The 26280-nt window shown below is 59.0% G+C and carries 26 protein-coding genes; 8 read left to right on the top strand and 18 right to left on the bottom strand.

Translation table 11 applies throughout. The features are described 5' to 3' along the window. Positions 1–13: 13 nt before the first annotated feature. On the bottom strand, positions 14–1765 hold the full coding sequence (gene ggt, locus MHZ89_RS17495) for a gamma-glutamyltransferase (RefSeq protein ID WP_311784140.1): 1752 nt from the start codon (positions 1763–1765) through the stop codon (positions 14–16). A 189-nt stretch (positions 1766–1954) separates the two neighbouring features. On the opposite strand from ggt, the gene MHZ89_RS17490 reads away from it, so the two are divergent. Then, the gene (locus MHZ89_RS17490; RefSeq protein WP_120457216.1) at positions 1955–2233 is read left to right on the top strand and encodes a DUF2756 domain-containing protein; all 279 of its coding nucleotides are present in this window, start codon (positions 1955–1957) and stop codon (positions 2231–2233) included. Here MHZ89_RS17490 and ugpQ read toward each other — a convergent pair. The 10 genes from ugpQ to MHZ89_RS17440 form a co-directional block, all read right to left on the bottom strand. Continuing rightward, positions 2230–2973 (bottom strand): glycerophosphodiester phosphodiesterase, encoded by a 744-nt coding sequence (ugpQ, locus tag MHZ89_RS17485; protein WP_311784062.1) that lies wholly within the window; start codon positions 2971–2973, stop codon positions 2230–2232. The two genes, MHZ89_RS17490 and ugpQ, sit on opposite strands and share 4 nt — an antisense overlap. Then, positions 2970–4043 (bottom strand): sn-glycerol-3-phosphate import ATP-binding protein UgpC, encoded by a 1074-nt coding sequence (locus tag MHZ89_RS17480; protein WP_311784061.1) that lies wholly within the window; start codon positions 4041–4043, stop codon positions 2970–2972. Before MHZ89_RS17480 ends, ugpQ begins: the two co-directional genes overlap by 4 nt. A 2-nt stretch (positions 4044–4045) precedes the next feature. Continuing rightward, positions 4046–4891, bottom strand: a complete 846-nt coding sequence (gene ugpE / locus MHZ89_RS17475; protein ID WP_271152568.1) for a sn-glycerol-3-phosphate ABC transporter permease UgpE — start codon at positions 4889–4891, stop codon at positions 4046–4048. Further along, the gene (ugpA, locus tag MHZ89_RS17470) at positions 4888–5775 is read right to left on the bottom strand and encodes a sn-glycerol-3-phosphate ABC transporter permease UgpA (protein ID WP_311784060.1); all 888 of its coding nucleotides are present in this window, start codon (positions 5773–5775) and stop codon (positions 4888–4890) included. The genes ugpE and ugpA overlap by 4 nt, the downstream gene beginning before the upstream one ends. 62 nt (positions 5776–5837) lie before the next feature. Beyond that, positions 5838–7154: a sn-glycerol-3-phosphate ABC transporter substrate-binding protein UgpB gene (ugpB, locus tag MHZ89_RS17465; RefSeq protein WP_120457207.1), complete on the bottom strand. Its 1317-nt coding sequence runs from the start codon at positions 7152–7154 to the stop codon at positions 5838–5840. 275 nt (positions 7155–7429) lie between these two features. Further along, positions 7430–8143: a high-affinity branched-chain amino acid ABC transporter ATP-binding protein LivF gene (gene livF, locus MHZ89_RS17460; protein WP_311784059.1), complete on the bottom strand. Its 714-nt coding sequence runs from the start codon at positions 8141–8143 to the stop codon at positions 7430–7432. 1 nt (position 8144) lies between these two features. After that, positions 8145–8912: a high-affinity branched-chain amino acid ABC transporter ATP-binding protein LivG gene (livG, locus tag MHZ89_RS17455; protein WP_311784058.1), complete on the bottom strand. Its 768-nt coding sequence runs from the start codon at positions 8910–8912 to the stop codon at positions 8145–8147. After that, positions 8909–10177 carry a high-affinity branched-chain amino acid ABC transporter permease LivM gene (locus MHZ89_RS17450; RefSeq protein ID WP_311784057.1) on the bottom strand — a complete coding sequence of 423 codons (1269 nt, stop codon included), beginning with the start codon at positions 10175–10177 and terminating at the stop codon, positions 8909–8911. Before MHZ89_RS17450 ends, livG begins: the two co-directional genes overlap by 4 nt. Continuing rightward, the gene (gene livH / locus MHZ89_RS17445) at positions 10174–11100 is read right to left on the bottom strand and encodes a high-affinity branched-chain amino acid ABC transporter permease LivH (protein ID WP_311784056.1); all 927 of its coding nucleotides are present in this window, start codon (positions 11098–11100) and stop codon (positions 10174–10176) included. Before livH ends, MHZ89_RS17450 begins: the two co-directional genes overlap by 4 nt. A gap of 71 nt (positions 11101–11171) precedes the next feature. Next, entirely contained in the window at positions 11172–12299 is a 1128-nt protein-coding gene (locus tag MHZ89_RS17440) for a branched-chain amino acid ABC transporter substrate-binding protein (protein WP_120457199.1), read from the bottom strand. A gap of 400 nt (positions 12300–12699) precedes the next feature. Here MHZ89_RS17440 and panM point away from each other — a divergent pair, with 400 nt between their 5' ends. Then, entirely contained in the window at positions 12700–13086 is a 387-nt protein-coding gene (gene panM, locus MHZ89_RS17435; protein ID WP_311784055.1) for an aspartate 1-decarboxylase autocleavage activator PanM, read from the top strand. Positions 13087–13125: 39 nt separating this feature from the next. On the opposite strand, the gene rpoH is transcribed toward panM, so the two are convergent. From rpoH to ftsY, 4 genes are all read right to left on the bottom strand, one after another. Continuing rightward, a complete protein-coding gene (gene rpoH / locus MHZ89_RS17430; RefSeq protein ID WP_120457195.1) occupies positions 13126–13983 on the bottom strand; it encodes an RNA polymerase sigma factor RpoH in 858 nt (285 codons plus the stop codon). A 241-nt stretch (positions 13984–14224) separates the two neighbouring features. Further along, positions 14225–15208 (bottom strand): permease-like cell division protein FtsX, encoded by a 984-nt coding sequence (ftsX, locus tag MHZ89_RS17425; RefSeq protein WP_120457193.1) that lies wholly within the window; start codon positions 15206–15208, stop codon positions 14225–14227. After that, on the bottom strand, positions 15198–15866 hold the full coding sequence (gene ftsE / locus MHZ89_RS17420; protein WP_120457191.1) for a cell division ATP-binding protein FtsE: 669 nt from the start codon (positions 15864–15866) through the stop codon (positions 15198–15200). Before ftsE ends, ftsX begins: the two co-directional genes overlap by 11 nt. Before the next feature lie 5 nt (positions 15867–15871). Then, the gene (ftsY, locus tag MHZ89_RS17415; RefSeq protein ID WP_311784054.1) at positions 15872–17317 is read right to left on the bottom strand and encodes a signal recognition particle-docking protein FtsY; all 1446 of its coding nucleotides are present in this window, start codon (positions 17315–17317) and stop codon (positions 15872–15874) included. A 235-nt stretch (positions 17318–17552) separates the two neighbouring features. Here ftsY and rsmD point away from each other — a divergent pair, with 235 nt between their 5' ends. Both rsmD and MHZ89_RS17405 read left to right on the top strand, forming a co-directional pair. Further along, complete coding sequence (gene rsmD, locus MHZ89_RS17410; protein ID WP_126689822.1) at positions 17553–18152, top strand: 16S rRNA (guanine(966)-N(2))-methyltransferase; 600 nt, start codon at positions 17553–17555, stop codon at positions 18150–18152. Then, on the top strand, positions 18142–18414 hold the full coding sequence (locus MHZ89_RS17405) for a DUF1145 family protein (protein ID WP_311784053.1): 273 nt from the start codon (positions 18142–18144) through the stop codon (positions 18412–18414). The genes rsmD and MHZ89_RS17405 overlap by 11 nt, the downstream gene beginning before the upstream one ends. A 100-nt stretch (positions 18415–18514) precedes the next feature. On the opposite strand, the gene MHZ89_RS17400 is transcribed toward MHZ89_RS17405, so the two are convergent. Then, entirely contained in the window at positions 18515–18871 is a 357-nt protein-coding gene (locus MHZ89_RS17400; RefSeq protein WP_120457184.1) for a DUF2500 domain-containing protein, read from the bottom strand. Positions 18872–19029: 158 nt separating this feature from the next. Between MHZ89_RS17400 and MHZ89_RS17395 the strand changes: the two genes are divergently transcribed. Together MHZ89_RS17395 and MHZ89_RS17390 are read left to right on the top strand one after the other, a co-directional pair. After that, positions 19030–19659 (top strand): lysoplasmalogenase, encoded by a 630-nt coding sequence (locus tag MHZ89_RS17395; RefSeq protein WP_311784052.1) that lies wholly within the window; start codon positions 19030–19032, stop codon positions 19657–19659. Between the two features lie 86 nt (positions 19660–19745). Beyond that, positions 19746–22022, top strand: a complete 2277-nt coding sequence (locus MHZ89_RS17390) for a zinc/cadmium/mercury/lead-transporting ATPase (protein WP_311784051.1) — start codon at positions 19746–19748, stop codon at positions 22020–22022. Positions 22023–22037: 15 nt separating this feature from the next. Here the strand turns inward: MHZ89_RS17390 and tusA are convergent, their stop codons facing one another. Further along, complete coding sequence (gene tusA / locus MHZ89_RS17385) at positions 22038–22289, bottom strand: sulfurtransferase TusA (RefSeq protein ID WP_103796303.1); 252 nt, start codon at positions 22287–22289, stop codon at positions 22038–22040. A 201-nt stretch (positions 22290–22490) separates the two neighbouring features. Here tusA and MHZ89_RS17380 point away from each other — a divergent pair, with 201 nt between their 5' ends. Continuing rightward, a complete protein-coding gene (locus tag MHZ89_RS17380; RefSeq protein WP_311784050.1) occupies positions 22491–23156 on the top strand; it encodes a 7-cyano-7-deazaguanine/7-aminomethyl-7-deazaguanine transporter in 666 nt (221 codons plus the stop codon). A gap of 117 nt (positions 23157–23273) precedes the next feature. After that, positions 23274–23828 (top strand): DcrB family lipoprotein, encoded by a 555-nt coding sequence (locus tag MHZ89_RS17375; RefSeq protein WP_311784049.1) that lies wholly within the window; start codon positions 23274–23276, stop codon positions 23826–23828. An 85-nt stretch (positions 23829–23913) separates the two neighbouring features. On the opposite strand, the gene iolC is transcribed toward MHZ89_RS17375, so the two are convergent. Then, on the bottom strand, positions 23914–25827 hold the full coding sequence (gene iolC / locus MHZ89_RS17370) for a bifunctional 5-dehydro-2-deoxygluconokinase/5-dehydro-2-deoxyphosphogluconate aldolase (protein ID WP_311784048.1): 1914 nt from the start codon (positions 25825–25827) through the stop codon (positions 23914–23916). Positions 25828–26280: the final 453 nt, after the last annotated feature.

Here is a 26280-nt window from a genome sequence, read left to right as displayed (position 1 = left end):
CTGTTTCTCTGGCTTAATATCCGGCGCTCAGGTCCCCTGGGGTACGCGGGTCCGATGCGCCGTACAGCGTACCGTCCGGCCCAATCATAATGCTCTGCGTACTGCCCATCGCGGGCAGCACCTTCACATGCTGGCCCTTGCTCTCCAGCAAACGCAGCGTATCGGGGCTAAACCCTTTCTCGACGCGCAACTGATCCGGCAGCCACTGATGATGGAAGCGCGGCGCACTGGTCGCTTCCGCGACGTTCATCCCGAAATCGACGCTGTTTACCACCATTTGCAGCACCGTGGTAATAATGCGGCTGCCCCCAGGACTGCCGGTGACCAGCCAGGTTTTGCCCCCTTTCGCCACAATGGTCGGCGACATAGAAGAGAGCGGGCGCTTGGCGGGCTGCACCGCGTTCGCTTCGCCGCCGACTAAGCCGTAAACGTTCGGCGTACCCGGCTTCGCGGAGAAGTCATCCATCTCATTATTCAGCAGAATGCCGCTGTTGCCCGCCACGATGCCGCTGCCGAAATTGGTGTTAAGGGTGTAAGTTACCGCTACCGCTGTGCCCTGCTTGTCTACCACCGAGAAGTGCGTGGTCTGGTTGCTCTCATAAGGTTCCAGCTTGCCGGGCTTGATCTCGCTCGACGGACGCGCTTTCGCCACGTCAATCTGCTGCGCGATCGACTTCGCGTAGGCTTTGCTGGTCAGCGCCTGCCAGGGCACTTTTACAAAATCGGGATCGCCGAGGTACTCCGAGCGGTCAGCATAGGCGTACTTCTCTGCTTCGGCGATAACCTGCATCGCGTCGGCGCTGCCAAAGCCCATTTTCGCCAGATCGAAGTTTTCCAGGATATTAAGGATCTGCACGATATGGATCCCGCCCGATGAGGGAGGCGGCATTGAGAAGACCTCATAGCCACGGTAGGTACCGCTGACGGGCTTACGCTCGACGGCGCGGTAGGCCGCCAGATCCGCTTTGCCGATCAATCCGCCATGCTGCGCCATCTCACCGGCGATCTCGTCAGCGATTTCGCCCTTATAAAAGGCGTCCGGCCCCTGCTGCGCAATCAGCTGCAGACTGTGGGCGAGGTTTTTTTGCACCAGACGATCGCCTGTCTGCCACGGGGTGCCGTCAGGTTTGAAGAAGATCGCTTTACTGTTGGGATGAGCGAGCAGCACCTCTTTGCCGTAGGTTTTCAGATCGTCCGCCAGCGCGTCGTTGACGATATAGCCGTCGCGCGCCAGCTTAATCGCCGGAGCCAGCAGCGTGCTGAGCGGCAGCGTGCCATATTTTTGCGCCGCCAGCGCAAAGCCCGCCACGCTGCCCGGCGTGCCGGAAGCGAGGTGCGACGTCAGCGACAGCTTGCTGTCGGCGTTGCCCTGCTTGTCGAGGAACATATCGCGTGAGGCGCGGGCCGGCGCCATTTCACGGAAATCAATAGAGGTAGCGCGGCCGGAAGCGGTGCGCAGCAGCATAAAGCCGCCGCCGCCGAGATTGCCTGCCTGCGGATGGGTGACCGCCAGCGCGAAGCCAACGGCGACGGCGGCGTCCACCGCATTGCCGCCCTGCCGCAGGATATCCACGCCCACCTGCGTTGCCAGCGCATCGACCGAGGCGACCATACCGTGCTGCGCTCTGACCGGATGAAAGGTATCATCCTCGACGCCATAGGAGACGGGCGGCGCGCTGGCAGGCGCGGCATCGGCGACGCTGACTACCGTTAAACTCATCATCACAGCCCAGCCAAGCTGGCGTATATTTCCTCGCATCATCATCATCCCTCTACCCTTTTCAGTTATTTACATTTGTTATCACGCAGGCAAGTCTTTACAAGAACAACTAAAAAATAACATCTAAGTCAAATTCGGTGCGTTCCTGGGAGAGAAGTTTGTGAGGTTGCTAAACTTATAGCTGCGGCCATGGCAGATCAGATGCCGTTAAGGCCGCCTGACGGAGGAAGTTACATGAAAAAATGGTTAATCGTTTTTGCCGCGCTGCTGCCGCTTAGCGGTATGGCTAATATGCTGAACAATACCAACCAACCTAATCAGCCGGGCTACAACCCGAGCCAGCAGCGTATGCAGACGCAGATGCAAATCCAGCAGCAGCAACAGCAGGGCAAACTGCAGCAGGATCAGCAGCAGCAGACGCAGCAGATACAGCGGAAACTACAGGAGCAGCGGAGCAGCGCCCAGCAGCGCGTAATTAATGCGCAGCCGGGACAGCAGCAGAACCGTAATTAACGGAAGTCGGGGCCGATGATGTCGATGCGATCGGTGCAGATGGCGTCAACGCCCCATTTCAGCAGCGTACGCGCCCGCTCGGGATCGTTCACCGTGTAGACCAGAATATGCAGACCGGCGGCCTTCAGCGCCGAGACGCGCTCTGCGTCGAGCAGCTTATGGTTAAGGTGAATCGAGACGCAGGCGAGCGCCGCGGTTTTTGTTTGCCACTCCTCATCCCACTCATCCAGCAGCAGGCCACGCGGCAAGTCAGGTTCCGCCTGCATTGCCGCCTCCAGCGCCTCATAAGAGAACGACGACAGCAGCGGCGCGGTCATTCCCTGCCATAAACGCTTCGCCGCATGGGCGATGGCGCGGCCGGTTTCCGCTTCGCTGCCGGTAGTGGGTTTGATTTCAATATTCGCCATCAGGCCATGCTGTTGACAGCGCGCCGCGACGTCGGGAAGCAGCGCCAGCGGTTCGCCGTCGAACGCCTTGCCGAACCAGCCGCCCGCGTCGAGCTGCGCCAGTTTTTCCCACGGCAGATCGCCCGCTACGCCCCAGCCGTTGCTGGTGCGATCGAGCGTATCGTCGTGCAGCAGGAAAATCTGCTTATCCTGCGACAGCTTAGCGTCGAACTCGATCATGGTATGACCCAGCTCCGCGCCAACGTCGATCGCCGCCAGGGTATTTTCCGGGGCCAGTTTTCCGCCGCCGCGATGGGCGACGATATGAGGATAGGGCCAGCTGTGTGTGTTCATTCCAGACGCTTTCCGGTAGTTGAATCGAAATAGTGTAACGCATCCGCTGGCAGATGCAGCCACAGCGTGCTGCCCGCCTGCGGCCGCTCGCTGTGCGGCAGACGCACCACCAGCGGCGTCTCGCCGATACGCCCGTGTGCCAGATTATCCGCGCCGAGCAGCTCCAGCGTCTCTACGCGCAGCGGAATGCCATCGCGCTCGTGCGGGCTGACCCGCACATGCTCCGGACGAATGCCGAGCGTGACGGCGCGATTAGCCCACTTCGCTTTGCTGTCGCCGAGCGGCAGGGAGTGCGAGTTATCAATATTGAAACGCGTACCGTCGCTGCCAATCTGGCCAACCAGCAGATTCATCGCCGGCGCGCCGATAAACGAGGCGACGAACTGGCTGGCGGGACGCTCATAAATGTCTACCGGCGTGCCGATCTGCTCGACAAAACCTTTGTTCAGTACCATCACGCGCTGCGCCAGCGTCATCGCCTCGACCTGATCGTGCGTCACATAGAGGCTGGTGGTTTGCAGGCGGCGATGCAGCTGCTGAAGCTCAAGCCGCATCTGCACGCGCAGGCGCGCGTCCAGGTTGGAGAGCGGCTCGTCGAACAGAAACACCGACGGCTCGCGCACGATAGCGCGTCCCATCGCCACGCGCTGGCGCTGTCCGCCGGAAAGCTCGCGCGGACGGCGGCTCAGCAGCTGATCCAGCTCCAGGCTGCGCGCCGCCTCCAGCACGCGCAGGCGGATATGCTCTTTGCTCATCCCGCGAATCTTCAGCCCGTAGGCCATGTTCTCTTCTACCGTCATATGCGGATAGAGCGCGTAGTTCTGGAACACCATGGCGATGCCGCGATCTTTCGGCTCCAGCTGGGTGACGCGCTTGTCGTCGATATAGATATCGCCGGAGGTGACGCGCTCCAGCCCCGCCACCATGCGCAGCAGCGTCGATTTGCCGCAGCCGGAAGGGCCGACCATCACCATAAATTCGCCGTCGTTGACGGTGACGTTAAGCGGCTGAATGATTTGATTCTTGCCGTCGTAAGACTTGGTTACCGCCTGAAGGGTTACGCCTGCCATGCTTATTTCTCGCTCTCGACCAGGCCACGCACGAACGCGCGCTGCATGACCAGCACCACCACCACCGGTGGGATCAGGGTTAATAACATTGCCGCCATCACTTCGTTCCACTGCGTCGGCGATCCGCTGGTGGAGATCATGCTTTTGATCCCCGCTACCGCGGTGCTGAGCGAGGCGTCGTTGACGATCAGCAGCGGCCAGAGATACTGGTTCCAGCCGTAAATAAAGGTGATAACAAAGAGCGCCGCGAGGTTAGTTTTCGACAGCGGCAGCACGATATCCCAGAAGAAGCGCATCGCGCTGGCGCCGTCGATGCGCGCCGCCTCGATTAGCTCGTCCGGCAGCGACATAAAGAACTGACGGAACAAAAAGGTCGCCGTGGCCGACGCCATCAGCGGCAGCGTCAGGCCGCTGTAGCTGTCGAGCATATTGAGGTTGGAAATCACCTGTACCGTTGGAAAGATACGCACCTCGACCGGCAGCATCAGCGTGATAAAGATCAGCCAGAAAAAGAGCGTGCGCAGCGGAAAGCGGAACCAGACCAGCGCAAAGGCGGAGAGCATCGACACCGTGATCTTGCCGACGGTGATGCCGAACGCCATGATCAGGCTGTTAAGCAGCATCAGGCTAAAAGCCGGGCCGCTGCCGTTAACGCCCTGCGTCCAGATGCGCGAGATGTTCTCCCACAGATGGGTTCCCGGGATAAGCGTCATCGGCACCTGATAAACCGCTTCGTTATCCAGCGTAGCGGCGACAAAGGCGACGTAGAGCGGAAACAGAATAGTGAGCACGCCGAGCACCAGCAGCGTGTGGCTGAAGATATCCAGCCCGCGACGGTTTTCAATCATTGGTACTGTACCTTACGCTCAACGAAGCGGAACTGAATAACGGTCAGGCCGATAACCAGCAGCATCAGCACTACCGACTGGGCCGCCGAAGAGGAGAGATCCAGCCCGGTAAAACCTTCACGATAAATTTTGTAGATAAGCGTCGTGGTCGCCTGCACCGGCCCGCCGCCGGTCGCGGCGTCGATAACCGGGAAGGTATCGAAGAAGGCGTAGATCAGGTTTACCACCAGCAGGAAAAAGCTGACCGGCGTAATCAGCGGCAGCGACAGATTGAAGAAGCGCCGCACCGGACCGGCACCGTCGATCGCCGCGGCTTCCACCAGTGATTTCGGAATCGACTGCAGCGCCGCGAAAAAGAATAAAAAGTTGTAGCTCATCTGCTGCCAGATCGAGGCCACCACGATCAGGAACATCGCCTGGCCGCTATTCTGGGCATAGTTCCAGCTGTAGCCAAGCTGGTTAAGGAGATGGCTAATCAGGCCGAGGCCGGGATTGAACAGAAACATCCACAGCACCGCCGCGACCACGGGCGCCACCGCGTAAGGCAGCAGCAGCAGCGTCTGGTAGAGCTTGCGCAGCCGAATGACGTAATCCACCAGCGCCGCCAGCAGCAGCGACAGCACCATGCCGCATACCGTCACCAGGGTGCTGAAGACAATAGTGGTCCAGAAGGCGTCGAGGTAGTAGCTGTCCTGAAACAGACGCCTGAAGTTTTCGAAGCCGACAAAGGTGCTGGAGATGCCGAACGGGTCAAGGCTCTGCAGCGAATACCACAGGGCTTCGCCCGCGGGCCAGAGGAAAAAGATCGCGGTAATCAGCAGCTGCGGCAGCACCAGCAGATAGGGCAACAGACTGGTGCGGAACACCGGGCGAGATGAAGACATAGCGTACTCTGTCTGAGAAAGAGAACAGGGTCGGCACGCGCCGACCCTTTTACCGAACGGAATTACTTCACTTGCTGTTCAAAGCGGCGCAGCAGCTCATTGCCGCGTTTCACCGCGTTATCCAGCGCAGCCTGCGGCGACTGTTTGCCAGTCCAGACGCCTTCCAGCTCCTCGTCGACCACGGTGCGGATCTGCGGCATATTGCCCAGACGCATGCCTTTAGTGAACGGCAGCGGATCTTTGTTCAGCATCTGACGCGTCGCGATATCCGCGCCAGGGTTCTTGTCATAGAAGCCCTGCTGCTTGCTCAGCTCGTAAGCCGCGGTGGTGATCGGCAGGTAGCCGGTTTTCTGGTGCCATTCGGCGGCGATTTCCGGCTGCGCGAGGAACTGCATAAACTCCGCGACGCCCTTATAGGTGTCGGCGTTTTTGCCCTTCATCACCCACAGGCTGGCCCCGCCGATAATGGCGTTCTGCGGCGCGTTCGGCACAGTTTCGTCATACGGCATCATGCCGACACCGTAGTTAAATTTGGCGTAGTGCTTGATATCCGCCAGCGAACCAGAGGAGGCAGTAGTAATGCCGCAGTCACCGTTATAGAACTTGGCGGTGGACTCGTCTTTACGGCCAAAGTAGGTGAAGTCGCCTTTCTTGTTCATATCCTCCAGCATCTGGATATGGCGCACCTGCACCGGCTTGTTGAATTCCAGCACCGCATCGGTGCCGTCGAAGCCGTTGTTTTTGCTGGCGACCGGCAAGGCGTGCCAGGCGCTGAAGTTTTCGATTTGGATCCAGCCCTGCCAGCCGCTGGCGTAGCCGCAGGTCAGGCCCGCTTTACGCAGCGCGTCGGCATCTTTTGCCAGCTCCTGCCAGGTTTTCGGCGGCTGGTCGGGGTTCAGGCCCGCTTTTTTAAAGGCGTCCTTGTTGTAGTAGAGCACCGGCGTGGAGCTGTTGAACGGCTGAGAAATCAGGTGGCCGCTGGCATCGCTGTAGTAGCCAGCCACGGTGGGCACGAACTGTTTTTCGTCAAAGGGGATGCCCGCGTCCTGGAAAACCTGATGCACCGGCACGATCGCCTTCGAGGCCATCATGGTTGCGGTGCCAACTTCGTAAACCTGCAAAATGGCAGGCGCTTTACCGGAACGTACCGCTGCGATGCCTGCCGCGAGGCTCTGCTCGTAGTTACCTTTGTAGGTTGGAACAATTTTATAGTCGGGATGCGCCTGGTTAAAACGTTGCGCCAGAGAGTCGACTTCTTTGCCTAACTCGCCCTCCATAGAATGCCAGAAAGGAATCTCAGTGGCGGCCAGCGCATTGCCGCTGATAGCCAGGCCCAGAACCGCACTCATCAGGCTACGACGAAAAGTAAACACGGACATAGAATTTTCCTGTGCAGGTAGGTACGCGCGATATCACGCATTTTTTGTTCGCGGTGTAACATGACACGGGGAAATGACGGATTAATAACAGATAAATGACAGCCATATGACGGCCGGATGAAAGGGTTTACCTGACGTTTTTTAACAGACTACAGCCGTGCGCCGTCAGCGGCGCAGCCAGATTACGGACGGCCAGCGCGCCGTCACCGCAGCGTACACGCAGTACGTGAGGATGACGAGCGCTGCCCAACCGCAATCTGGCAGGCAAGCCAGCCCTAGGCGCCTAAATAGGCGCTGCGGACCGCTTCGTTGGAGAGCAGGGCTTCCCCGGTATCTTCCAGCACGACATGACCGTTTTCCAGCACATAGCCGCGATCCGCCAGCTTCAGCGCCTGATTGGCGTTCTGCTCTACCAGGAAGATGGTCATCCCCTCTTTGCGCAGCTGTTCGATGGTGTCGAAGATCTGCTGGATAATAATCGGCGCCAGTCCCAGCGAAGGCTCATCCAGCAGCAGCAGACGCGGCTGGCTCATTAGCGCGCGGCCAATCGCCAGCATCTGCTGCTCGCCGCCGGACATGGTGCCCGCGCGCTGGATTTTACGCTCCGCCAGGCGTGGGAAGAGTTCATAGACGCGCGCGATGCGCGTCTGATACTCCCGGCGGCTGGCAAAGAAGCCGCCCATCGCCAGGTTCTCTTCCACCGTCATACGCGAGAATACCCGGCGTCCTTCCGGCACGATAGCGATCGCCTCGCGCATGATGCGCGCGGTTTGCCAGTCGGTAATCACTTTGCCATCAAAGGTAATCGAGCCCTGCGTGGCGCGCGGCTCGCCGCACAGCGTGCCGAGCAGCGTGGTTTTTCCCGCGCCGTTGGCGCCGATCAGGGTGACAATTTCCCCCTGGCTGATATGCAGACTGACGTTATGCAGCGCCTGGATCTTGCCGTAGTGCGCGCTGACGTTATTAACGGATAACATCGGGTTTGCCATGTTACGCCTCTCCTAAATAGGCTCGGATCACATCCGGATTGTTGCGCACCTCTTCCGGCGTGCCGTTAGCCAGCGGCGTACCCTGGTTCACCACATAGATACGGTCGGAAATACCCATCACCAGCTTCATATCGTGTTCAATCAGCAGCACAGAAACCTTGTGCTCACCGCGCAGCTCAGCAATCAGCTCATCCAGCTCGTGCGTCTCTTTCGGGTTAAGCCCGGCCGCCGGTTCGTCCAGCATCAGGATCTCCGGGCGCGTCACCATGCAGCGCGCAATCTCCAGACGGCGCTGCTGGCCGTAAGCCAGATTGCCCGCCTGACGGTTGGCGAGGTCGAGCAGCCCGATGCGCTCCAGCCAGGTGGCGGCGCGATCCAGCGCTTCGCTCTCGCCGCGACGAAACGCAGGCGTTTTAAATAAGCCTGAAAAGAGGCCGCTTTTCAGATGCTGATGCTGCGCCACCAGCAGGTTCTCAATAACCGTCATCTCACGGAACAGGCGAACGTGCTGAAAGGTGCGCACCACGCCCATGCGGGCGATCTTCTGGCCGGGCAGGCCTTCCAGATGCTGCTCGCGCAGCTTAATGGTGCCGCCGGTCGGCTTGTAGAAGCCGGTCAGGCAGTTGAAAACGGTGGTCTTGCCCGCGCCGTTCGGGCCGATCAGCGAGACGATCTCCTGCGGGCGCAGCTCCAGCGCCACGTTATTGACCGCCAGCAGGCCGCCGAAGCGCATCATCAGACCCTCAACGGCTAATAAAGGCTGAATCATGCCTGCTCTCCTTGTTTCTGCTTCAGTTTCAGATGCGGACGCTTCATCGGCAGCAGCCCCTGCGGGCGCCAGATCATCATCAGCACCATCAGGCCGCCCAGCACCAGCATGCTGTATTCATTCAGGTCGCGCATCAGCTCGCGTGAAACCACCAGCAGGATAGCGGCAAGGATAACGGCGAACTGCGAGCCCATACCGCCCAGCACCACAATCGCCAGCACAAAGGCTGATTCGACAAAGGTAAAGGATTCCGGGCTGACAAAGCCCTGGCGCGCGGCGAATAGCGTACCGGCAAAGCCCGCGAAGGCGGCGCTGATGGTAAAGGCGGTCAGCTTGATGCGCGTCGGGCTCAGGCCGAGCGAGCGACAGGCGATCTCATCTTCGCGCAGCGCTTCCCACGCGCGGCCCAGCGGCATACGCAGCAGGCGATTGATCACGAACAGCGTCAGCGCCACCAGCAGCAACGCCACCAGGTAGAGGAAAATGACGCGATCGCTGGGGTCATATTTCAAGCCGAAGAACTCGTGGAACGTGCTCCAGCCGCCTTCAGAGACTTTGCGGCCAAACTCCAGGCCGAACAGCGAAGGTTTTGGGATCTGCGCAATGCCGTTAGGGCCGCCGGTAATGGCGGTGTTATTCAGCAGCAGGATACGTACGATTTCGCCAAAGCCGAGGGTGACAATCGCCAGGTAGTCGCCGCGCAGACGCAAAACCGGAAAGCCGAGCAGCAGGCCGAACAGCGCCGACACGATGCCCGCCAGCGGCAGACACTCCCAGAAGCCGAGTCCGAAGTAGTGATTGAGCAGCGCAAAAGTATAAGCGCCGATAGCATAGAAGCCGCCGTAGCCGAGCACCAGCAGACCCGAGAGGCCAACCACCACGTTCAGGCCCAGGCCAAGCATCACGTAGATCAGCGTCAGCGTGGCGATATCCACCGCGCCGCGCGACACGAAAAAGGGCCAGGCCACCGCTACGACGATCAGCGCCAGCATAAACAGCTTCTGCTTAGGCGTAGAGCCGTCGATGCCGGGCAACACCAGCGTCGGGCCGGCGATCTTTTTCATGCCGCGCTGCCAGAACGGGCGCAGCAGCTGAAACAGAAAAACCACCGCGCAGCCGACGAAAATCCAGTTCCAGCGCACGTCCCCGGCGCTCTGCACTACCAGTCGCGTGCCGTCCAGGCCGAGCCGCATCCCCATAAAGAAGCTGGCCAGCACCAGCAGCATGACGGCGGAGATCAGCGCATTGATAAAGGAGGACTTCATACTTTTTCTACCTCCGGGCGACCCAGGATACCGGTCGGCATAACCAGCAGCACCACGATCAGCAGCGCAAAAGAGACGACGTCTTTATATTCAGTGCTGAGATAGGCGGAGGTCAGCGCTTCGGCGATGCCGAGCACCAGGCCGCCGATCATCGCGCCCGGAATGCTGCCGATACCGCCAAGCACCGCGGCGGTAAAGGCCTTCATGCCCGCCATAAAACCGATAAAGGGGTTAATGGAGCCGTAGAACTGGCCGAGCAGCACGCCCGCCACCGCCGCCATCGCCGCACCGATCACAAAGGTCAGCGAAATCACGCGGTCGGTATTGATGCCGAGCAGACTCGCCATCTTCAGGTCTTCGGCGCAGGCGCGGCAGGCGCGGCCCATACGCGAATAGCGAATAAACAGCGTCAGCGCCAGCATCGCCACAAAGGTCACCAGCCAGATCACGATCTGCATGGTGGAGATGGTGGCGGCAAAGCCGTTGCTCTGACCCAGCGTCCACTGGCCGGTGATCAGGCTCGGCAGCGCGAGGTCGCGCGAGCCCTGCGTCAGGCTGACGTAGTTTTGCAGGAAGATCGACATGCCGATGGCGGAGATCAACGCGATCAATCGCTTTGACGATCGCACCGGCTTATAGGCGACGCGCTCAATGCTCCAGCCGTAAGCGCTGGAGATCAGGATCGCCATCACGAAGCCGGCGGCGATCATCAGCCAGCCGGTGTCGATGCCCATCATCATCAGGGCGGCGATAACGATAAAAGAGACATAGCTGCCGATCATATAGACCTCGCCGTGGGCGAAGTTGATCATGCCGATAATGCCGTAAACCATGGTGTAACCAATGGCGATCAGCGCGTAGGTGCTGCCGAGAGTGACCCCGTTAAGCATCTGCTGAGTGAAATAAAGAAACTGCTCGGACATAGTGAAGACCTGCATTAGAACGGGAAAATCCCCTGCCGTAGCGGCAAGGGATTTGTCTGCCGATGGGACGATTACTTAACCGCGGTAGAAGAACCGTCTTTGTGCCATTTAAATACGCCGAACTCGAAACCTTTTAGATCGCCTTTCTGGTCCCAGCTCAGGTTACCCATCACTGTCGGTACCGGCTCGCCGCCCTTCAGGTTTTTCGCAATCTCTTCCGGCTCGTCGCTTTTGCTGCGCTCGATGCCAGCCACCAGCGACTGGATCGCCGCGTAGGTGGTCCAGACGAACGGACCGGTCGGATCTTTGCGGTTCTGCGCGCTGTTGGCTTTGATGGCGTCAACGATCGCTTTGTTCTCCGGCAGCTGGTCGTAGCGCTTCGGCAGCGTCACGTAGATGCCTTCAGAAGCGTCGCCTGCGATATTGGAGAGCGAGGCGTTGCCCACGCCTTCAGGCCCCATAAAGCCAGCGTTCAGACCCGCCGCTTTCGCCTGGCGCAGGATCTGACCCATTTCCGGGTAGTAACCGCCGTAGTAGACGAAGTCCACATTCTCTTTCTTCAGGCGCGCAATCAGCGTAGAGAAGTCTTTATCGCCTGCGGTAATGCCTTCAAACAGCACCACGTTACCGCCTTTGGCTTTCAGGGTTTTCTGTACGGATTCCGCCAGCCCCTGGCCGTACTGCTGCTTGTCATGCACCACGGCGATACGCTTGGGTTTGATCTCGCTGAGGATATAGTTAGCAGCGGTCGGGCCCTGATCGGAATCGAGCCCGGTGGTGCGCATAATGGTGGCATAACCGCGTGCGGTCAGCTCTGGCGCGGTCGCCGCCGGGGTAATCATCAGCACGCCTTCGTCGTTATAAATGTCAGACGCAGGCTGGGTAGAAGAGGAGCAAAGATGGCCGATAACATATTTAATGCCGTCGTTGACGACTTTGTTCGCCACCGCCACGGCCTGTTTCGGGTCGCAGGCGTCGTCATACTCTACGCCCACCAGTTTGTTGCCGTTCACGCCGCCTTTGGCGTTGATATCTTTAATCGCCTGAGCGGCGCCGGTGAACTGCATATCGCCATACTGCGCTACCGGGCCGGTCACGGCACCCACGATAGCGATTTTGATATCGGCAGCCAGGGCGGCGTGGCTCATCGCCAGCGCAACGCAACCCGCCAGTAATGCGCGGCCTTTACTCATTTTCATGCGGACTTCCCCATCTTGTTGTGTCTGTGATTTGTGGTTTGCTGTTGCTACCGGATAAAGCCGAAAAATGATGTTTATGAACGATTTAGCGTGCTTTTCCGGTATTTTTTGATAATAAGGCTTTATTTTTCAGGTTATTAAACAGGAAGTTTCTTCTGTAAATCAACTGACCCGTTGGGAAATAGCGGGCCGAAACAGCATAATCATCTGGTTGTTATGCAGGCTTTTTCTCCATTTCTCCAGCGCGTTATGCTGGCTTATGCGCCGCTTATTGTTCTTTATCTCCTCTATCCTGGCATCCCGGCCATCTTTTGACCTGTTTTCAACTTAAAAAAGTGACGGCGCTCTGACTGTATAAATTCGCTACACTATGCCCTTTCGACTAGTACAGGTGTTTGTTATGAAGCTGACTATTCTGCGCCTGACCACCTTCAGTCCGCAGGACCAAATCGATCTGGCGAAAATCTGGCCAAACGAAGATATCGCGGCGCTGGAAAAAAGCCTGAGCGAAAACCAGCGCCTTTACGCCGCTCGCTTTAATGAGCGGCTGCTGGGCGCGCTAAAGCTGGAGATTGTGGGAGCGCAGGGGAAAATTTCGCAGCTGGAGGTGCGCGAGGTGACGCGGCGGCGCGGCGTGGGTCAATATCTGATGGAAGAGACGATGGCGCAGAACGGCTCTGTCTCAAGCTGGTGGGTAGCGGATGACGGCAGCGCAAACCAGGGCGAGCGCGCCGCTTTTATGCAGGCCTGCGGTTTTCGCGCGCAGAGTGACGGCTGGGTCAAATAACGGTCAAAAAAAAGGGCGACTTCGCGTCGCCCGTTTTTTTTATGCTTCTATCGCCATACGTAATTTCTTCATGGCGTTCTTTTCAAGCTGTCGCACGCGTTCGGCTGACACGCCGTAGCGATCCGCCAGTTCCTGCAGCGTGGTTTTGTTATCTTCGTCCAGCCAGCGGGCGCGGATGATGTGCTGGCTGCGCTCGTCGAGGCCCAGCATCGCGTCGCTCAGCTTATCAGCAGCGTGCGATTCCCAGTTATCCTCTTCGATGCCGTCGGCGAAGTCTGAGGTTTTATCCTGCAGATAGAGCACCGGCGCCATTGTTTTGCCTTCGCCGCTCTCATCGTCGGCGGACATATCGAAGGTCATATCCTGCGCGGCCATACGCGATTCCATTTCACGCACGTCTTTGCTGCTTACGCCCAGTTCACGCGCCACCATCTCGACTTCGTCCTGGTTGAACCAGCCCAGACGCTGCTTGGTTTTACGCAGGTTAAAGAACAGCTTACGCTGCGCTTTAGTGGTAGCGACCTTCACGATACGCCAGTTACGCAGCACGTATTCGTGAATCTCGGCTTTAATCCAGTGGACGGCGAAAGAGACCAGACGCACGCCAACTTCAGGATTAAAGCGACGCACCGCCTTCATCAGGCCGATGTTCCCTTCCTGAATCAGGTCCGCCTGAGGCAGGCCGTAACCGGAATAATTACGAGCGATATGAACTACAAAGCGCAGGTGAGACAGGATCAGCGTCTTAGCCGCATCCAGATCGCCCTGGTAATGCAGCCGTTCAGCCAGCGCTTTTTCCTCTTCTGCCGACAGCATCGGCCAGACGTTGGCGGCCCGAACGTAAGATTCCAGGTTGCCAAGAGGAGCAATAGCTAAAGTTTGCATTTCTTTGGTCATTCAAACCCTCACAATGGTTATTAAGTTGCTGCGTCTTCCCTTTGAGCAGACGTTACCTTAAGTCAACGCCGGGGAAAATCCGAAAGCAATCTGTGCTACTTAGAGTAGCTAAGTTATCCACAAGTTCAATTATAGCAGTGAATATTTTACACACAGATGACGAGGCGGGAAGAGAGGGGTTCCTCTGCGCCCGAATCGTCGGCAGCAGAGGAACATTATATCAAAAAAACGTTGCAGGCGGTTACTGGGGCGTAAAACGACGTAAATGTTGTACCGTTGCCAGCCATGCCGCAATCCAGCCGATAATGGCGGCGATAAGCAGCAGCAGCAGACCTTCATCCCACGAGAAGCCTTCCAGCGCGAAGGTCGTGCCAAACACCTGCGCCACCTGCGCCACCACCGACTGCAGACGCAGCACCAGCACCTCGGAAAGGATCAGCGACAGCACCGCGCCGCTAAAGCCGAGCAGCGCGCCGCCGTAAAGGAACGGGCGCAGGATAAAGCCATCGGTGGCGCCGATCAGCTTCTGCACGTTGATGGTATCGCGCCGCGCAAAGATGCTAAGCCGCACGCTGTTGCCGATCACCAGGAACACCGCGACAATCATCAGAACGCCGATCATGGAAGCGACCTGCCCTACCAGCCCGGTCAGCGCCGCCAGACGGGCGAACCAGCTGTCGTCCATGCGCACTTCATCGACGCCCTGCACTTTCGCTACCCTGTCGCGCAGGTTCTGCATGGTGCTGGAGTTCTGGAAGTTGAGCTTCGGCGTGATAATCGCCACTGCCGGCAGCGGGTTCTGCTCCAGCATATCCATCGCGCCGCCAAAGCCCGACCAGTTGCGGAACTCGTTCAGCGCCTCTTCCCGCGTCAGGTAATTAACGCTATCTACGCCATCGACCTGCTTCAGCTGCGCCACCACATTTTCAGCGGCGGTATCGTCCAGCGTTTTCGACAGATAGACCGTCAGCTGCGGCGCGGGATACCATTGCGTCGCGGCCTGGCTGACGTTTTTCCATACCATGTAGCAGACGCTGGGCAGCGTCAGCGAGATGGCGATAACCATCACCGTCAGCAGCGTCGCCAGCGGCTGGCGATACATATCGGACAGCGTGCCGCGCCACGCGTAGCGCCACTGTTCCTGCCAGCCGCCCTTCAGCGCTTTGCTTTTTGACGGCGCTTTCGCTTTTGGCGCAGCGGGGCGCTTGTTGCGTTTATTGACCATCGTGGCCTCCATGCAGGCGTCCCTGATTGAGCGTCATAACGCGATAGCGACGACGCGCGATCAGCCCGCTGTCGTGCGTCGCCATCAGCACCGTGACGCCCACGCGGTTAAACTCTTCAAACAGGCGCAGAATATCTTCTGACAGCGCGTCATCCAGGTTGCCGGTCGGTTCGTCCGCCAGCAGCACAGCGGGCTTGTTCACGACAGCGCGCGCAATGCCAACGCGCTGCTGTTCACCGCCGGAGAGCTGGATTGGAAAGCTTTTCGCCTTATCGAGCAGGCCGACCTTATCCAGCGCCGCCGACACGCGACGGCGAATATCTTCGCCGCTGGCGCCGGCGATAATCAGCGGGATCGCCACGTTGTCATAAACAGAACGATCCATCAGCAGATGGTGATCCTGAAAGATCATGCCAATCTGGCGACGCAGAAACGGCACCTCGCTGTTGCGCAGCCGGGAAATATCGTGACCGCTGAACCAGATATGGCCCGCGCTCGGCCGCTCAATGCCACAAATCAGCTTCAGCAGGGTACTCTTACCGGCGCCGGAATGGCCGGTGAGGAACGCCATTTCGCCCTGCCGCAAATGGAAATCCGCGCCCTGCAGCGCCTGACGTCCACCGAGATATGCCTTACTGACCTCTTCAAAGCGAATCATCCCAATCAATCCTCTCGGGCAAACAGTGCCTCAATAAAATCCTCGGCCTTGAAGGGCCGTAAATCTTCAATGCCTTCACCGACGCCGATATAGCGAATCGGGATGCCGAACTGATCGGCCACGGAGAAGATCACGCCGCCTTTCGCCGTTCCGTCCAGCTTGGTCAGGGTAATACCGGTCAGGCCGACCGCCTCATGGAAGAGTTTCGCCTGGCTGATGGCGTTCTGACCGGTGCTGGCATCAAGAGTGAGCATCACTTCGTGCGGCGCCTCCTCGTCCAGCTTTTTCATTACGCGGGTGATTTTCTTCAGCTCTTCCATCAGGTGCGATTTATTCTGCAGTCGACCCGCCGTATCGGCGATCAGCACGTCAACGCCGCGTGCTTTCGCCGCCTGGATGGCATCGAAAATCACCGAGGCGGAATCTGCGCCGGTATGCTGCGCCACGACCGGAATATGGTTGCGCTCGCCCCACACCTGCAGCTGCTCAACGGCCGCCGCGCGGAAGGTGTCACCCGCCGCCAGCATCACCGATTTGCCCTGCGCCTGATACTGACGCGCCAGCTTGCCGATGGTGGTGGTTTTACCGACGCCGTTTACGCCGACCATCAGGATAACGAACGGCGCTTTGCCGCTGACGTCGAGCGGCGCGTCGACCTTCGCCAGAATGCCCGACATCTCTGCTTTCAGCAGGCCGTAGAGCGCTTCCGCATCGCGCAGCTGTTTGCGGTTCGCCTGCTGCGTCAGGTTAGTAATGATGCGGCGCGTCGTCTCTACGCCAACATCGGCGATCAGCAGCTGCTCTTCCAGCTCTTCAAACAGATCGTCGTCGATTTTTTTGCCGCGGAACAGGCTGATAAAGCCGGAGCCAAGATTCTGGCGGGTTTTTACCAGGCTACGTTTCAGGCGGGCGAAGAAACCCTCTTTGGTGGGGCGCTCCTGCTCCTGAGAAACGATCGGCGCGGCGGCGAGCGGCAGATCGCTGACGGTATCCTGAATCTCATCTTCGGCGGCGATCTCTTCCGCCGCTTCATCCTGCGGCGCTTCTGCCAGTGCCAGCGCCGCTAGCTCTTCGTCATCCAGCGGCTGCTCCTCTTCGGGCAGCGCTTCCGGCACAATCTCTTCTTCTATCGGCTGCGGCGCCAGCTCCGGCTCTTCTTCCGGAATGATCTCCTCCAGCGGCGCGATAATTTCCGCATCCTGCGCTTTCTGGACGATCGGTTCAGCTTCCGGCTCAGCGGCAATGTGCTCGTCAACGACGTGCGCTGGCGCTTCGCGCTGCGCCTCGGCGAGCTGCTCGGTCAGTTCGACGGTATGCGCCGCGTCGGTTTCCGCCTGCGCTAGCGCAGGATCCTCTGGCTGCTGTTCAGGCGTTTCAGCAGGCTGTTGTGTCTCTTCTTCTTTGCCAAATCCCAGCCAGGAAAAAAAGCCACGTTTTTTCTCTTTTGCCATTGTGTGACCACACTCCTCGATGGCTTAATCCCGGTCGCTCGCTGTTCCCAGGGGATAAAAATTAGCTCTGGTTTTCACCGCCAAAAGGGCGAAAAACGGCAGAATTATGTATGACTTCAGCAACTCACTAGTCTAACACTTTCCAGCCAGCGCACCACAGCACCCTTTTTTACCGTTTCTTCTCACCGATTCGCCCGTTAAACTACGCAACAAATTATGACGAGTTGTGAGCAAGATGAGTAAAACCCCTCGTGGCACAGGCGGTGCCGGACAAATCCGCATCATCGGCGGTCAGTGGCGCGGACGCAAACTGCCGGTGCCCGACAGCGCCGGGCTGCGCCCTACTACCGATCGCGTTCGCGAAACCCTGTTTAACTGGCTGGCGCCCGTTCTGCAGCAGGCGCGCTGTCTCGACTGCTTCGCCGGCAGCGGCGCGCTCGGTCTGGAGGCGCTGTCGCGCTTTGCCGCGTCGGTGACGCTGCTGGAACTGGAACGTTCAGTGGCGCAACAGCTGGAGAAGAATGTACAAACCCTGCGCGCCAGCGACGCGCAGGTGATCAACGCCAATACCCTTAACTGGCTGGCCGCTTCCGGCGAGCCTTATGATGTGGTATTCGTTGACCCGCCGTTCCGCAAAGGTCTGCTGGAGCAAACGCTGCAGCTGCTGGAGCAGAATGGCTGGCTGGCGGACGAGGCGATGATCTATGTAGAGAGCGAAGTGGAACACGGCGCGCCGCCGGTGCCCACCAGCTGGGCGCTGCATCGCGAAAAGATCGCCGGGCAAGTGGCGTATCGTTTATATCACCGACAACAGGAGACATCCGATGTTGCTTAATTTAGGTCGCCTGTTGATGCTGTGCGTCTGGGCTTTTTTACTGTTCAACCTGGTAGACCCCTACCCTAAACCGCTGCGCTATTTTATCCACGTCGCGCTGTTCTTTATGGTGCTGATGCACGGTCTGCAGCTGACGCTGCTGCGCGCAACCCAGCCGAAAGACGCGCCGCCGATCGATCGCTGGACGCAGACGAAAATCTTTCTCTTTGGCGTCTTTGAGCTGCTGGCGTGGCAGAAGGCCAATTTCCCTAAGAAGAAGTAAGCGCGGCGATAAAACGGCTGACAACGCTCGCGGCCGGATGAGCGGAACGACAAGCAAAGCGTTCCGCCTCGCCCGCGCTGCCGCGGCATCCCGTCAGCACCTACTGTACCGGCGTAAAGCTGACGAAGCGCGATCCCTGCATTTTCAGCTCTCCTTTCGCGCCGGTATCCATCTGGTTGTAATCACGCTCGCCCACAATCGCTTTAATGTCGCTGGCACCGTTCAGAGGATGGAACCAGGCTTCATAACGCATATCTTCACCTGCGATCGTTTCCCGCTGGCGTGAACGCCGGTTAGGCGACGGATATTCCCGCTTGGTTTTCACCTTCACCGTCAGCGTGCGCACCGGTGAGGCGTCGTTGACCGCCGCTTCGCGCCGCTGCCTGATAAACTGACGAGTCGCCAGTACGGCGATAACGGCCAGTACGATAAAAAAGAGTAGCGGTGGTTTGCTCATGGTTTTTTCTCGTCTCGTTAAGCTCTGAAAAGCAATGCGGGGGAAGCATACAACCAGAGTTGCCTCATTGTCACATTGCGAAGCCGTAACCTAAACTGGGATCGACTTATTGGGAATTTTCACCATCTGATGGACAGGTTGTCCTTAAGGGAGCAGCAATGCTTTGGTCATTTCTTGCGGTACTTTTTTCCGGTTGGCTCTATGTTGATGCCTCCTATCGCGGCCCGCAGTGGCAGCGCTGGCTATTCAAACCTATCACTCTGCTGTTAATGATCGGCTGGGCCTGGCAGGCGCCGGTGCTGAAACCTACCGATTACCTGATTATCGCCGGGCTTATCGCGACGCTGGTCGGCGATGCGCTGCTGCTGCTGCCGCGTCAGCAGATGCTCTATGCGCTGGGCGCGTTCTTCCTCTCTCATCTGCTCTATACCATCTGCTTCGCCGCCAGCATGACGATGACCTTCTACTGGCCGATTCCATTGACCCTGTTGATTATCGGCGTAGTCACCATCGCGGTGATCTGGAGCCGTCTGGAGACGCTGCGCTGGCCGGTTTGCACGCTGATCGGCATGACGCTGGTGATGACATGGCTGGCCGCTGAGCAGTACGTTTTTCGCCCTACGGATGACAGCTTCACGCTGGTGGTTGGCGCAAGCCTGCTGCTGCTGGCGAATATCGTCTGGTTTGTCAGCCACTATCGCCGCCGCTTCAGCGCCGACAGCGCCATCGTCGCCGCCTGTTACTTCGCCGGGCACTTTATGATTGTTCGCTCGCTCTGGCTCTACTAGTGCAAAACCGGCCTTGACTCTGGAGTCGACTCCAGAGTGTAGGATGCAGTAGCGGGCGGCGTCGCCCGCCCGTTACTGGAGGTTCTATGCACCAACATCGTCACGCCTGCGGCTGCGGCCGTCCAGGCACCACTCATTCCGCAACCAAACCCCTGTGCGCCCTGCCTGGCGCCTCGTCCGTTCGTCTTAATATCAAGGCCGCCACGCCCGTACAGCCTGAATGCAGCGGTGGCTGCTGCGAGGCTGATAGCAGCCCCGGCGGCGATGGGGACGAAGAGGGCGACAGGCGCGGCTCCTGGCACTTTAGCTGGCGCGTCAGCGGCATGGATTGTCCCAGCTGCGCCCGCACCGTCGAAACCGCCGTTAGCCAGTTGCCCCAGGTGGTTCACACGCGCGTCATCTTCGCCAGCGAAAAGCTGCTGGTGGACGCCAGCGATGATATCGCCGCCGCCGTTGAACAGGCCGTCGCGCGCGCCGGTTTCTCGCTAGTCAGCGAGACGACGCCGCCCCGTCCCGCTTCCCGCTGGCGCGAGAACCAAACCCTGTTGATACTCGCCGTTATGATGCTCGCCAGCTTTACGCTGAGCCGCTTCATGCCGCGCTGGGGCGATGCGCTGTTTATCGCCACCACGCTGACTGGATTATGGCCGGTGGCGCGTGACGCGTGGCGACGCGCGCGCAGCGGCTCGCCCTTTACTATCGAAATGCTGATGAGCGTCGCCGCCGCTGGCGCGCTGCTGATTGGCGCCCATGCCGAAGCGGCGATGGTGCTGCTGCTGTTTCTGCTGGGCGAACGACTGGAAGCCTTTGCCGCCGCGCGTGCGCGCAGCGGCGTTACGCAACTGATGGCGCTGCGTCCGGAAAACGCCGTACGGATAAAAGGCGAGGTGCGGGAAACCGTGGCGCTGACGGCGCTGCGGCCCGGAGACATGATCGAGGTCGCGGCTGGCGGACGCCTGCCGGTCGATGGCCGCCTGCTGAGCGACGAAGCGAGCCTGGACGAAAGCGCGCTAACCGGCGAGTCGCTGCCGGTGACGCGTGAAAAGGGCGATGCGCTGCTGGCGGGTGCCACCAGCGTGGATCGCCTGATTCAGCTTGAGGTAACCTCGAAACCAGGCGAAAGCGCCATCGACCGCATTCTGACGCTGATAGAAGAGGCCGACAGCCATCGCGCGCCGGTGGAACGCTTTATCGATCGCTTTAGCCGCATCTATACGCCGCTGATTATGCTGCTGGCCGCGCTGGTGATGGTGGTGCCGCCGCTGCTCGGTTTCGGCGCCTGGCTGCCGTGGGTTTATAAAGGGCTGACGCTGCTGCTGATCGGCTGCCCCTGCGCGCTGGTGATCGCCACGCCAGCCGCCATTACCTCCGGCCTCGCCGCCGCCGCGCGTCAGGGCGCGTTGATTAAAGGCGGCGCGGCACTGGAGCGTCTCAGCCAGATACGCGCCATCGCCTTCGACAAAACCGGCACCCTGACGCAGGGCAAGCCGCAGGTCGCTGCCGTACTCTGCTTCGCCACGCTCTCGCAGGATAAGCTGCTGGCGCTGGCGGCGGCGGTGGAACAGGGTTCAACCCATCCGCTGGCGGCGGCGATCGTCGCGGCCGCCAGGGAGCGGCAGCTGACGCTGCCCTCCGCAAGCCAGCAGGTGACGCTGGCGGGCAGCGGCATCGCCGCGCGGGTCGAGGGCGCGCAGGTGGAACTGCTGTCGCCTGGCCGCGTTGACGTCCTGACCGCCGCGCAGCGCGCGCAGATTGTCGAGCAGGAAGAACAGGGACAAACGCTGGTGGCGATCCTGCGCGACGGCGAACCTTTGGGCGCGCTGGCGCTGCGCGATAACCTGCGCAACGATGCGCAGGCCGCGCTGGCGGCATTAAAGAAAATGGGCATTGAAAGCATGATGCTCACCGGCGACAACCCGCGCGCCGCGGCAGCGATCGCTCGCGAACTCAACATCGATTTTCGCGCCGCTCTGCTGCCCGCCGATAAGGTCGATGCAGTTCGCGCGCTGGGCCAGCAGCAGCCGCTGGCGATGGTGGGCGACGGCATCAACGATGCGCCCGCGATGAAAGCGGCCACCATCGGTATCGCCATGGGCAGCGGCAGCGATATTGCGCTGGAGACCGCCGACGCCGCGCTGACGCGCGACGCCTTGCCGATATTGCCGTCGCTGGTGGCGCTGGCGCGGCGCACGCGCGCCACGCTACGGCAGAATATCGCCATTGCGCTGGGGCTGAAGGCGCTGTTTCTGGTGACAACGCTGCTGGGCCTGACTGGCTTATGGCTGGCGGTGGTCGCTGACTCTGGCGCGACGGCGCTGGTGACCGCTAATGCGCTGCGCCTGCTGCGCACGCGTCGGGAATAACGCGCGACAGGACGATCAGGCGCCGAGACCCTTCTGGATCAGATAGTGATAAGGCAGGGTTTCGGTTTGCTGCGCCAGCAGGCGGTGTTCCATAAAGCGGCAGAAGCCGGGAATATCGCGCGTAGTGGCCGGATCGTCGGCGATAATCAACAGCGTTTCCCCGTCCTGCATAGTGCGGACCGTTTTACGCACCATCATTACCGGCTCCGGGCAACGCAGGCCCAGGGCATCCAGCTGATGGTCGGCATGGGAGAAGTTGTCGCTCATAAATCACTCGGTTCTAAACAGGGGCGCTCATTTTAACGCGCCCGCCCGCAGACGCAAGACGAGAACGATTGCGTTAAAATTAACCATTGCGTAAATAGCACAACGCGGTAAGATGCCGCGGTTTTTACATTCGGTACCGTCGCGCAGGCTCCGCTTTGCGCGGCAATGGGTTCCCTCACCCCAATATGAAAAAGGTCCATTATGATCGCATTTTCTTCGCGTCAGCGTCAGCATGCGCTGGTCTGGCTATCCCTGTTTCATCTGCTGGTGATTATCTCCAGTAACTATCTGGTGCAGCTGCCGGTTTCCGTTTTTGGCTTCAACACCACCTGGGGCGCATTCAGCTTCCCGTTTATCTTTCTGGCGACTGACCTGACGGTGCGTATTTTCGGCGCCCCGCTGGCGCGCCGCATTATCCTGGCAGTAATGATCCCGGCGCTGTTTATCTCCTGTCTGGTCTCAAGTCTGTTTTATCAGGGCCAGTGGCAGGGCTTCGCCGCGCTGCATCACGTTAACCTGTTCGTTGCGCGCATCGCCTGCGCCAGCTTTATGGCCTATGCGCTGGGACAGATCCTCGACGTCCATGTCTTTAACCGCCTGCGCCAGCTGCCGCAGTGGTGGATCGCGCCCGGCTGCGCGATGTTCCTCGGCAATATCAGCGATACGCTCGCCTTTTTCTTTATCGCCTTTTATAAAAGCACCGATCCCTTTATGGCCGCGCACTGGGTAGAGATCGCGCTGGTGGACTACAGCTTTAAAGTGCTGATCTGCCTTGTCTTCTTCCTGCCCGCTTATGGCGTGCTGCTCAATGCAATGCTGAAACGTCTGACAGAACGTTCGCAGCGCCCGCAGATTAATTTCGGCTAAACGGACATAGAGCGTTTCGCTGCGACCCGCTAAGATCTGCTGACAATCGGGCGGTTGCTTTTGCCGCCTGATTCGAGTTGTATGAACGCCTTACTGGAATCAAATAAAGGGATTCAGATGCGAAACTTAGTGAAATATGCGGGTATTGGCTTACTGGTGCTGGGCCTGGCGGCCTGCGATCAGAAGAAAGATGACGCGGCTGGCAACAATGGCACCAGCGCCAGCCAGTCGTCGCAGAACGTAACGCTGATGGACGGTAAGCTGAGCTTCTCGCTGCCGGCCGGCATGTCGGACAAGAGCGGCAAGCTGGGCAACCAGACCACCAATATGCACGTATACGCCGATGAAACCGGCGCGCGCGCCATTATTGTGATCGCAGGCGACGCCACCAGCGAAGGGCTGGACGTGCTGGCGCAGCGTCTGGAACAGCAGCAGCGCAACCGCGACCCACAGCTGCAGGTGGTGTCTGACAAAGCGATTACCCTGAAAGATCAGCCTGCGCAGCGTCTGGACAGCGTAGTGTCGGCCAATAATCAGACCTCCTGGTCCTCAGTGATCCTCGCGAAAGTCGACGGTAAACTGCTGACGCTGCAGATTACTCTGCCAGGCGACAATCAGCAGCAGGCGCAGAGCGACGCGGACAGCATTATCCAGAGCATCACGCTGAAATAAGAATGTTTTTAAGGATGGCTGAACGCCTGAGATAAGAACTGACAGATAAAAACGGCGGGAATTTTCCCGCCGTTTTTTTTAGCTGTTAACCGCGCGCGGCGCGCCAGTAGTCGATCAGCCGCAGATAGTTGCCCTTCACCTTCTCTATCAGCGCCCCATCATCCAGCTCGCCCTGCAGCCACTGGCGCGACGGCTGGCCGAAGATAGTACGACCGACCGCAAAGCCTTTCACCCAGGGCGCTTTCGCCGCAGCGGCGAAGCCAGCCTTCAGCTTCTCTTCCGGCGCGTCGAGACCCAGCAGCAAAATGCCGCGGCAATGAGGATCCTGCTGCTCGATCAGGCCGCTAATCGCCTGCCAGCTCTCCGCCGACAGCGGCGGCAGCTTCCACCAGTCGGGCTGGATGCCCATCTGATAAAAGTGGCTGAGGATCTCAAGATAGTAGGCCTCGTTATGATCGGGATTGCTCTCCGGCAGAATGACTTCCAGCAGCAGCTCGTGCCCGCTCTTGTTGCAGCCGTTCCAGACGTCAAGCACCAGATCGTCCTGCTCTTTGCGCATTTCGGCGCTGTCGTGCGGATGGTAGAACACCAGGCATTTCACGACATGCTCCGCCGGCCAGTCGATCAGCTGCGAGCCGATATTGCCATGCTCCAGGCGCAGCGGCCGCGAGCTGGGCATTTCGATAGGACGGCCAATCCACCAGCCTTTGCCGGTAATGGCGTTCAGCGCTTTCTGCCCATAAGTGGTATCGGCAAGAATACCGCTCTTGTTCTCCAGTCCGGCCTCGCGCGCCGCCTCTTCAGCCGCCTTCAGCAGCAGCACTTTCAGCGCCGGGATCTTGCTCTCGTCGACGCCCGCTTCGCGCGCCATATCGGCCAGCTGTTTGCGATGGTCAAAGGCAAATACGTTCAGCTCCGGCCACTGCTGTTTGCGCGTGGTTACGCGATGCAGGTGATTTAAGCGCGCGTCGAGATCGGGACGCTTCACCTCTTTATCGCGGCTGAGGAAATCATCCAGCTCCTCTTTGGTCGGCATCGCCGGGGCGCAGCCGTGACGCGACACCACCAGCGCGCCGCAGGCATTGGCGTAACGACACGCCTGTTCCCAGCCTTCGTCGTTGAGCCAGCCGCGCAGCAGGCCGGACATAAAGGCATCGCCGGCGCCCAGCACGTTTAATACATCAACCCGCACGCCGCTTTGCAGCTTCGTCTGTTCCCAGGAATCGGGAATATCGCCCTCAAATACCACGCAGCCCAGCGGACCGCGCTTACAAACCAGCGTCGCCTGAGTCGCCTGACGCACATTTTTCAGTGCCGTAAGCGTATCGGTGCTGCCACCGGCGATATGAAATTCCTCTTCCGTACCGACAATCAGATCGAAATAGTGAATCACTTCCTGCAGCTGTCGCGTCACCTGTTCAGACTCGATGAAACGCGTTTCGCCGTCGCCGAGTGAGGTCAGACCCCACAATACCGGACGATAGTCGATATCCAGCGCGGTGCGCAGGCCGTTGCGCTTTGCGATATCCAGCGCTTTCAGCACCGCGGCGCGCGTCTGCGGATGCGAAAGATGGGTGCCGGTTACGGCGACTGCGCGCGACGAGGTGATAAAATCTTCATCAATATCGTCCGGCACCAGTGCCATATCGGCGCAGTTATCGCGGTAGAAAATCAGCGGAAAGGTCTCTTCATCTTTGATGCCCAGAATCACCAGTCCGGTCAGACGCTGCTTATCGGTAATCAGTCCGTCGGTATTACACCCTACGCGATTCAGCTCTTCGCGCAGAAAGCGGCCGTTATGCTCATCGCCGACGCGCGCCAGCATCGCTGATTTCAGCCCCTGAATCGCGGTGCCATAGGCGACGTTGCCGGAGGAGCCGCCGAGATATTTAGCAAACGTGCTCATATCCTCCAGCCGCGCACCAATTTGCTGACCATAAAGGTCAACGGCGATGCGCCCAATACAAATCACATCAAGCCGCTTCTTTTCTGTATTCATACCTGTGGTTTCCTTCTGTGATAAGCAGACACGCGTGCAAGGGAGCAGGCATCCCGGCGTGCGTCTGGGGGTTGGCCTTTGCCAGACTAATGATAAAGAAATTATGAGGAATAAAAATTCCAAATTCAATATGGAATGAAACATCCATCGCGATTTTGTGAACCAGGTATTACTCTGCGCCGCCTGCGCTTCACGCGTGCAATGTTTCATCCGTTTCGCGCAGCAGCAGGGGTGTGAGGCGGATCGCAGAAAAAGCTGAGCCTTTGCAGGAAGCAGCTGAATTTAAATGAAAACTTCCAGACTCTCTGCTTTTCGCGTTTCTTGTTTCACTTAGCCCGCTTCGGCATCCCTCTGACGCTGCGTTTCACGGTTAAATTTGATCTCAATCGCAAAATGAAATGTTTCTTCTGTAATCGTATTTTATGAAAAATATATTTGTTTATAATCGCTTCA

Origin of the sequence: Pantoea sp. ACRSB (assembly GCF_022346905.1) — a bacterium.
Lineage (GTDB): Bacteria > Pseudomonadota > Gammaproteobacteria > Enterobacterales > Enterobacteriaceae > Pantoea > Pantoea piersonii.
Note: the sequence above shows the minus strand (reverse complement) of the source record. Positions and strands in the feature narration are given on the sequence as shown.

Coding starts and splice junctions, on each gene's coding strand:
- ggt (WP_311784140.1), bottom strand. CDS start 1,765: ATGATGATGCGAGGAAATATACGCCAGCTTGGCTGGGCTGTGATGATG.
- MHZ89_RS17490 (WP_120457216.1), top strand. CDS start 1,955: ATGAAAAAATGGTTAATCGTTTTTGCCGCGCTGCTGCCGCTTAGCGGT.
- ugpQ (WP_311784062.1), bottom strand. CDS start 2,973: ATGAACACACACAGCTGGCCCTATCCTCATATCGTCGCCCATCGCGGC.
- MHZ89_RS17480 (WP_311784061.1), bottom strand. CDS start 4,043: ATGGCAGGCGTAACCCTTCAGGCGGTAACCAAGTCTTACGACGGCAAG.
- ugpE (WP_271152568.1), bottom strand. CDS start 4,891: ATGATTGAAAACCGTCGCGGGCTGGATATCTTCAGCCACACGCTGCTG.
- ugpA (WP_311784060.1), bottom strand. CDS start 5,775: ATGTCTTCATCTCGCCCGGTGTTCCGCACCAGTCTGTTGCCCTATCTG.
- ugpB (WP_120457207.1), bottom strand. CDS start 7,154: ATGTCCGTGTTTACTTTTCGTCGTAGCCTGATGAGTGCGGTTCTGGGC.
- livF (WP_311784059.1), bottom strand. CDS start 8,143: ATGGCAAACCCGATGTTATCCGTTAATAACGTCAGCGCGCACTACGGC.
- livG (WP_311784058.1), bottom strand. CDS start 8,912: ATGATTCAGCCTTTATTAGCCGTTGAGGGTCTGATGATGCGCTTCGGC.
- MHZ89_RS17450 (WP_311784057.1), bottom strand. CDS start 10,177: ATGAAGTCCTCCTTTATCAATGCGCTGATCTCCGCCGTCATGCTGCTG.
- livH (WP_311784056.1), bottom strand. CDS start 11,100: ATGTCCGAGCAGTTTCTTTATTTCACTCAGCAGATGCTTAACGGGGTC.
- MHZ89_RS17440 (WP_120457199.1), bottom strand. CDS start 12,299: ATGAAAATGAGTAAAGGCCGCGCATTACTGGCGGGTTGCGTTGCGCTG.
- panM (WP_311784055.1), top strand. CDS start 12,700: ATGAAGCTGACTATTCTGCGCCTGACCACCTTCAGTCCGCAGGACCAA.
- rpoH (WP_120457195.1), bottom strand. CDS start 13,983: ATGACCAAAGAAATGCAAACTTTAGCTATTGCTCCTCTTGGCAACCTG.
- ftsX (WP_120457193.1), bottom strand. CDS start 15,208: ATGGTCAATAAACGCAACAAGCGCCCCGCTGCGCCAAAAGCGAAAGCG.
- ftsE (WP_120457191.1), bottom strand. CDS start 15,866: ATGATTCGCTTTGAAGAGGTCAGTAAGGCATATCTCGGTGGACGTCAG.
- ftsY (WP_311784054.1), bottom strand. CDS start 17,317: ATGGCAAAAGAGAAAAAACGTGGCTTTTTTTCCTGGCTGGGATTTGGC.
- rsmD (WP_126689822.1), top strand. CDS start 17,553: ATGAGTAAAACCCCTCGTGGCACAGGCGGTGCCGGACAAATCCGCATC.
- MHZ89_RS17405 (WP_311784053.1), top strand. CDS start 18,142: ATGTTGCTTAATTTAGGTCGCCTGTTGATGCTGTGCGTCTGGGCTTTT.
- MHZ89_RS17400 (WP_120457184.1), bottom strand. CDS start 18,871: ATGAGCAAACCACCGCTACTCTTTTTTATCGTACTGGCCGTTATCGCC.
- MHZ89_RS17395 (WP_311784052.1), top strand. CDS start 19,030: ATGCTTTGGTCATTTCTTGCGGTACTTTTTTCCGGTTGGCTCTATGTT.
- MHZ89_RS17390 (WP_311784051.1), top strand. CDS start 19,746: ATGCACCAACATCGTCACGCCTGCGGCTGCGGCCGTCCAGGCACCACT.
- tusA (WP_103796303.1), bottom strand. CDS start 22,289: ATGAGCGACAACTTCTCCCATGCCGACCATCAGCTGGATGCCCTGGGC.
- MHZ89_RS17380 (WP_311784050.1), top strand. CDS start 22,491: ATGATCGCATTTTCTTCGCGTCAGCGTCAGCATGCGCTGGTCTGGCTA.
- MHZ89_RS17375 (WP_311784049.1), top strand. CDS start 23,274: ATGCGAAACTTAGTGAAATATGCGGGTATTGGCTTACTGGTGCTGGGC.
- iolC (WP_311784048.1), bottom strand. CDS start 25,827: ATGAATACAGAAAAGAAGCGGCTTGATGTGATTTGTATTGGGCGCATC.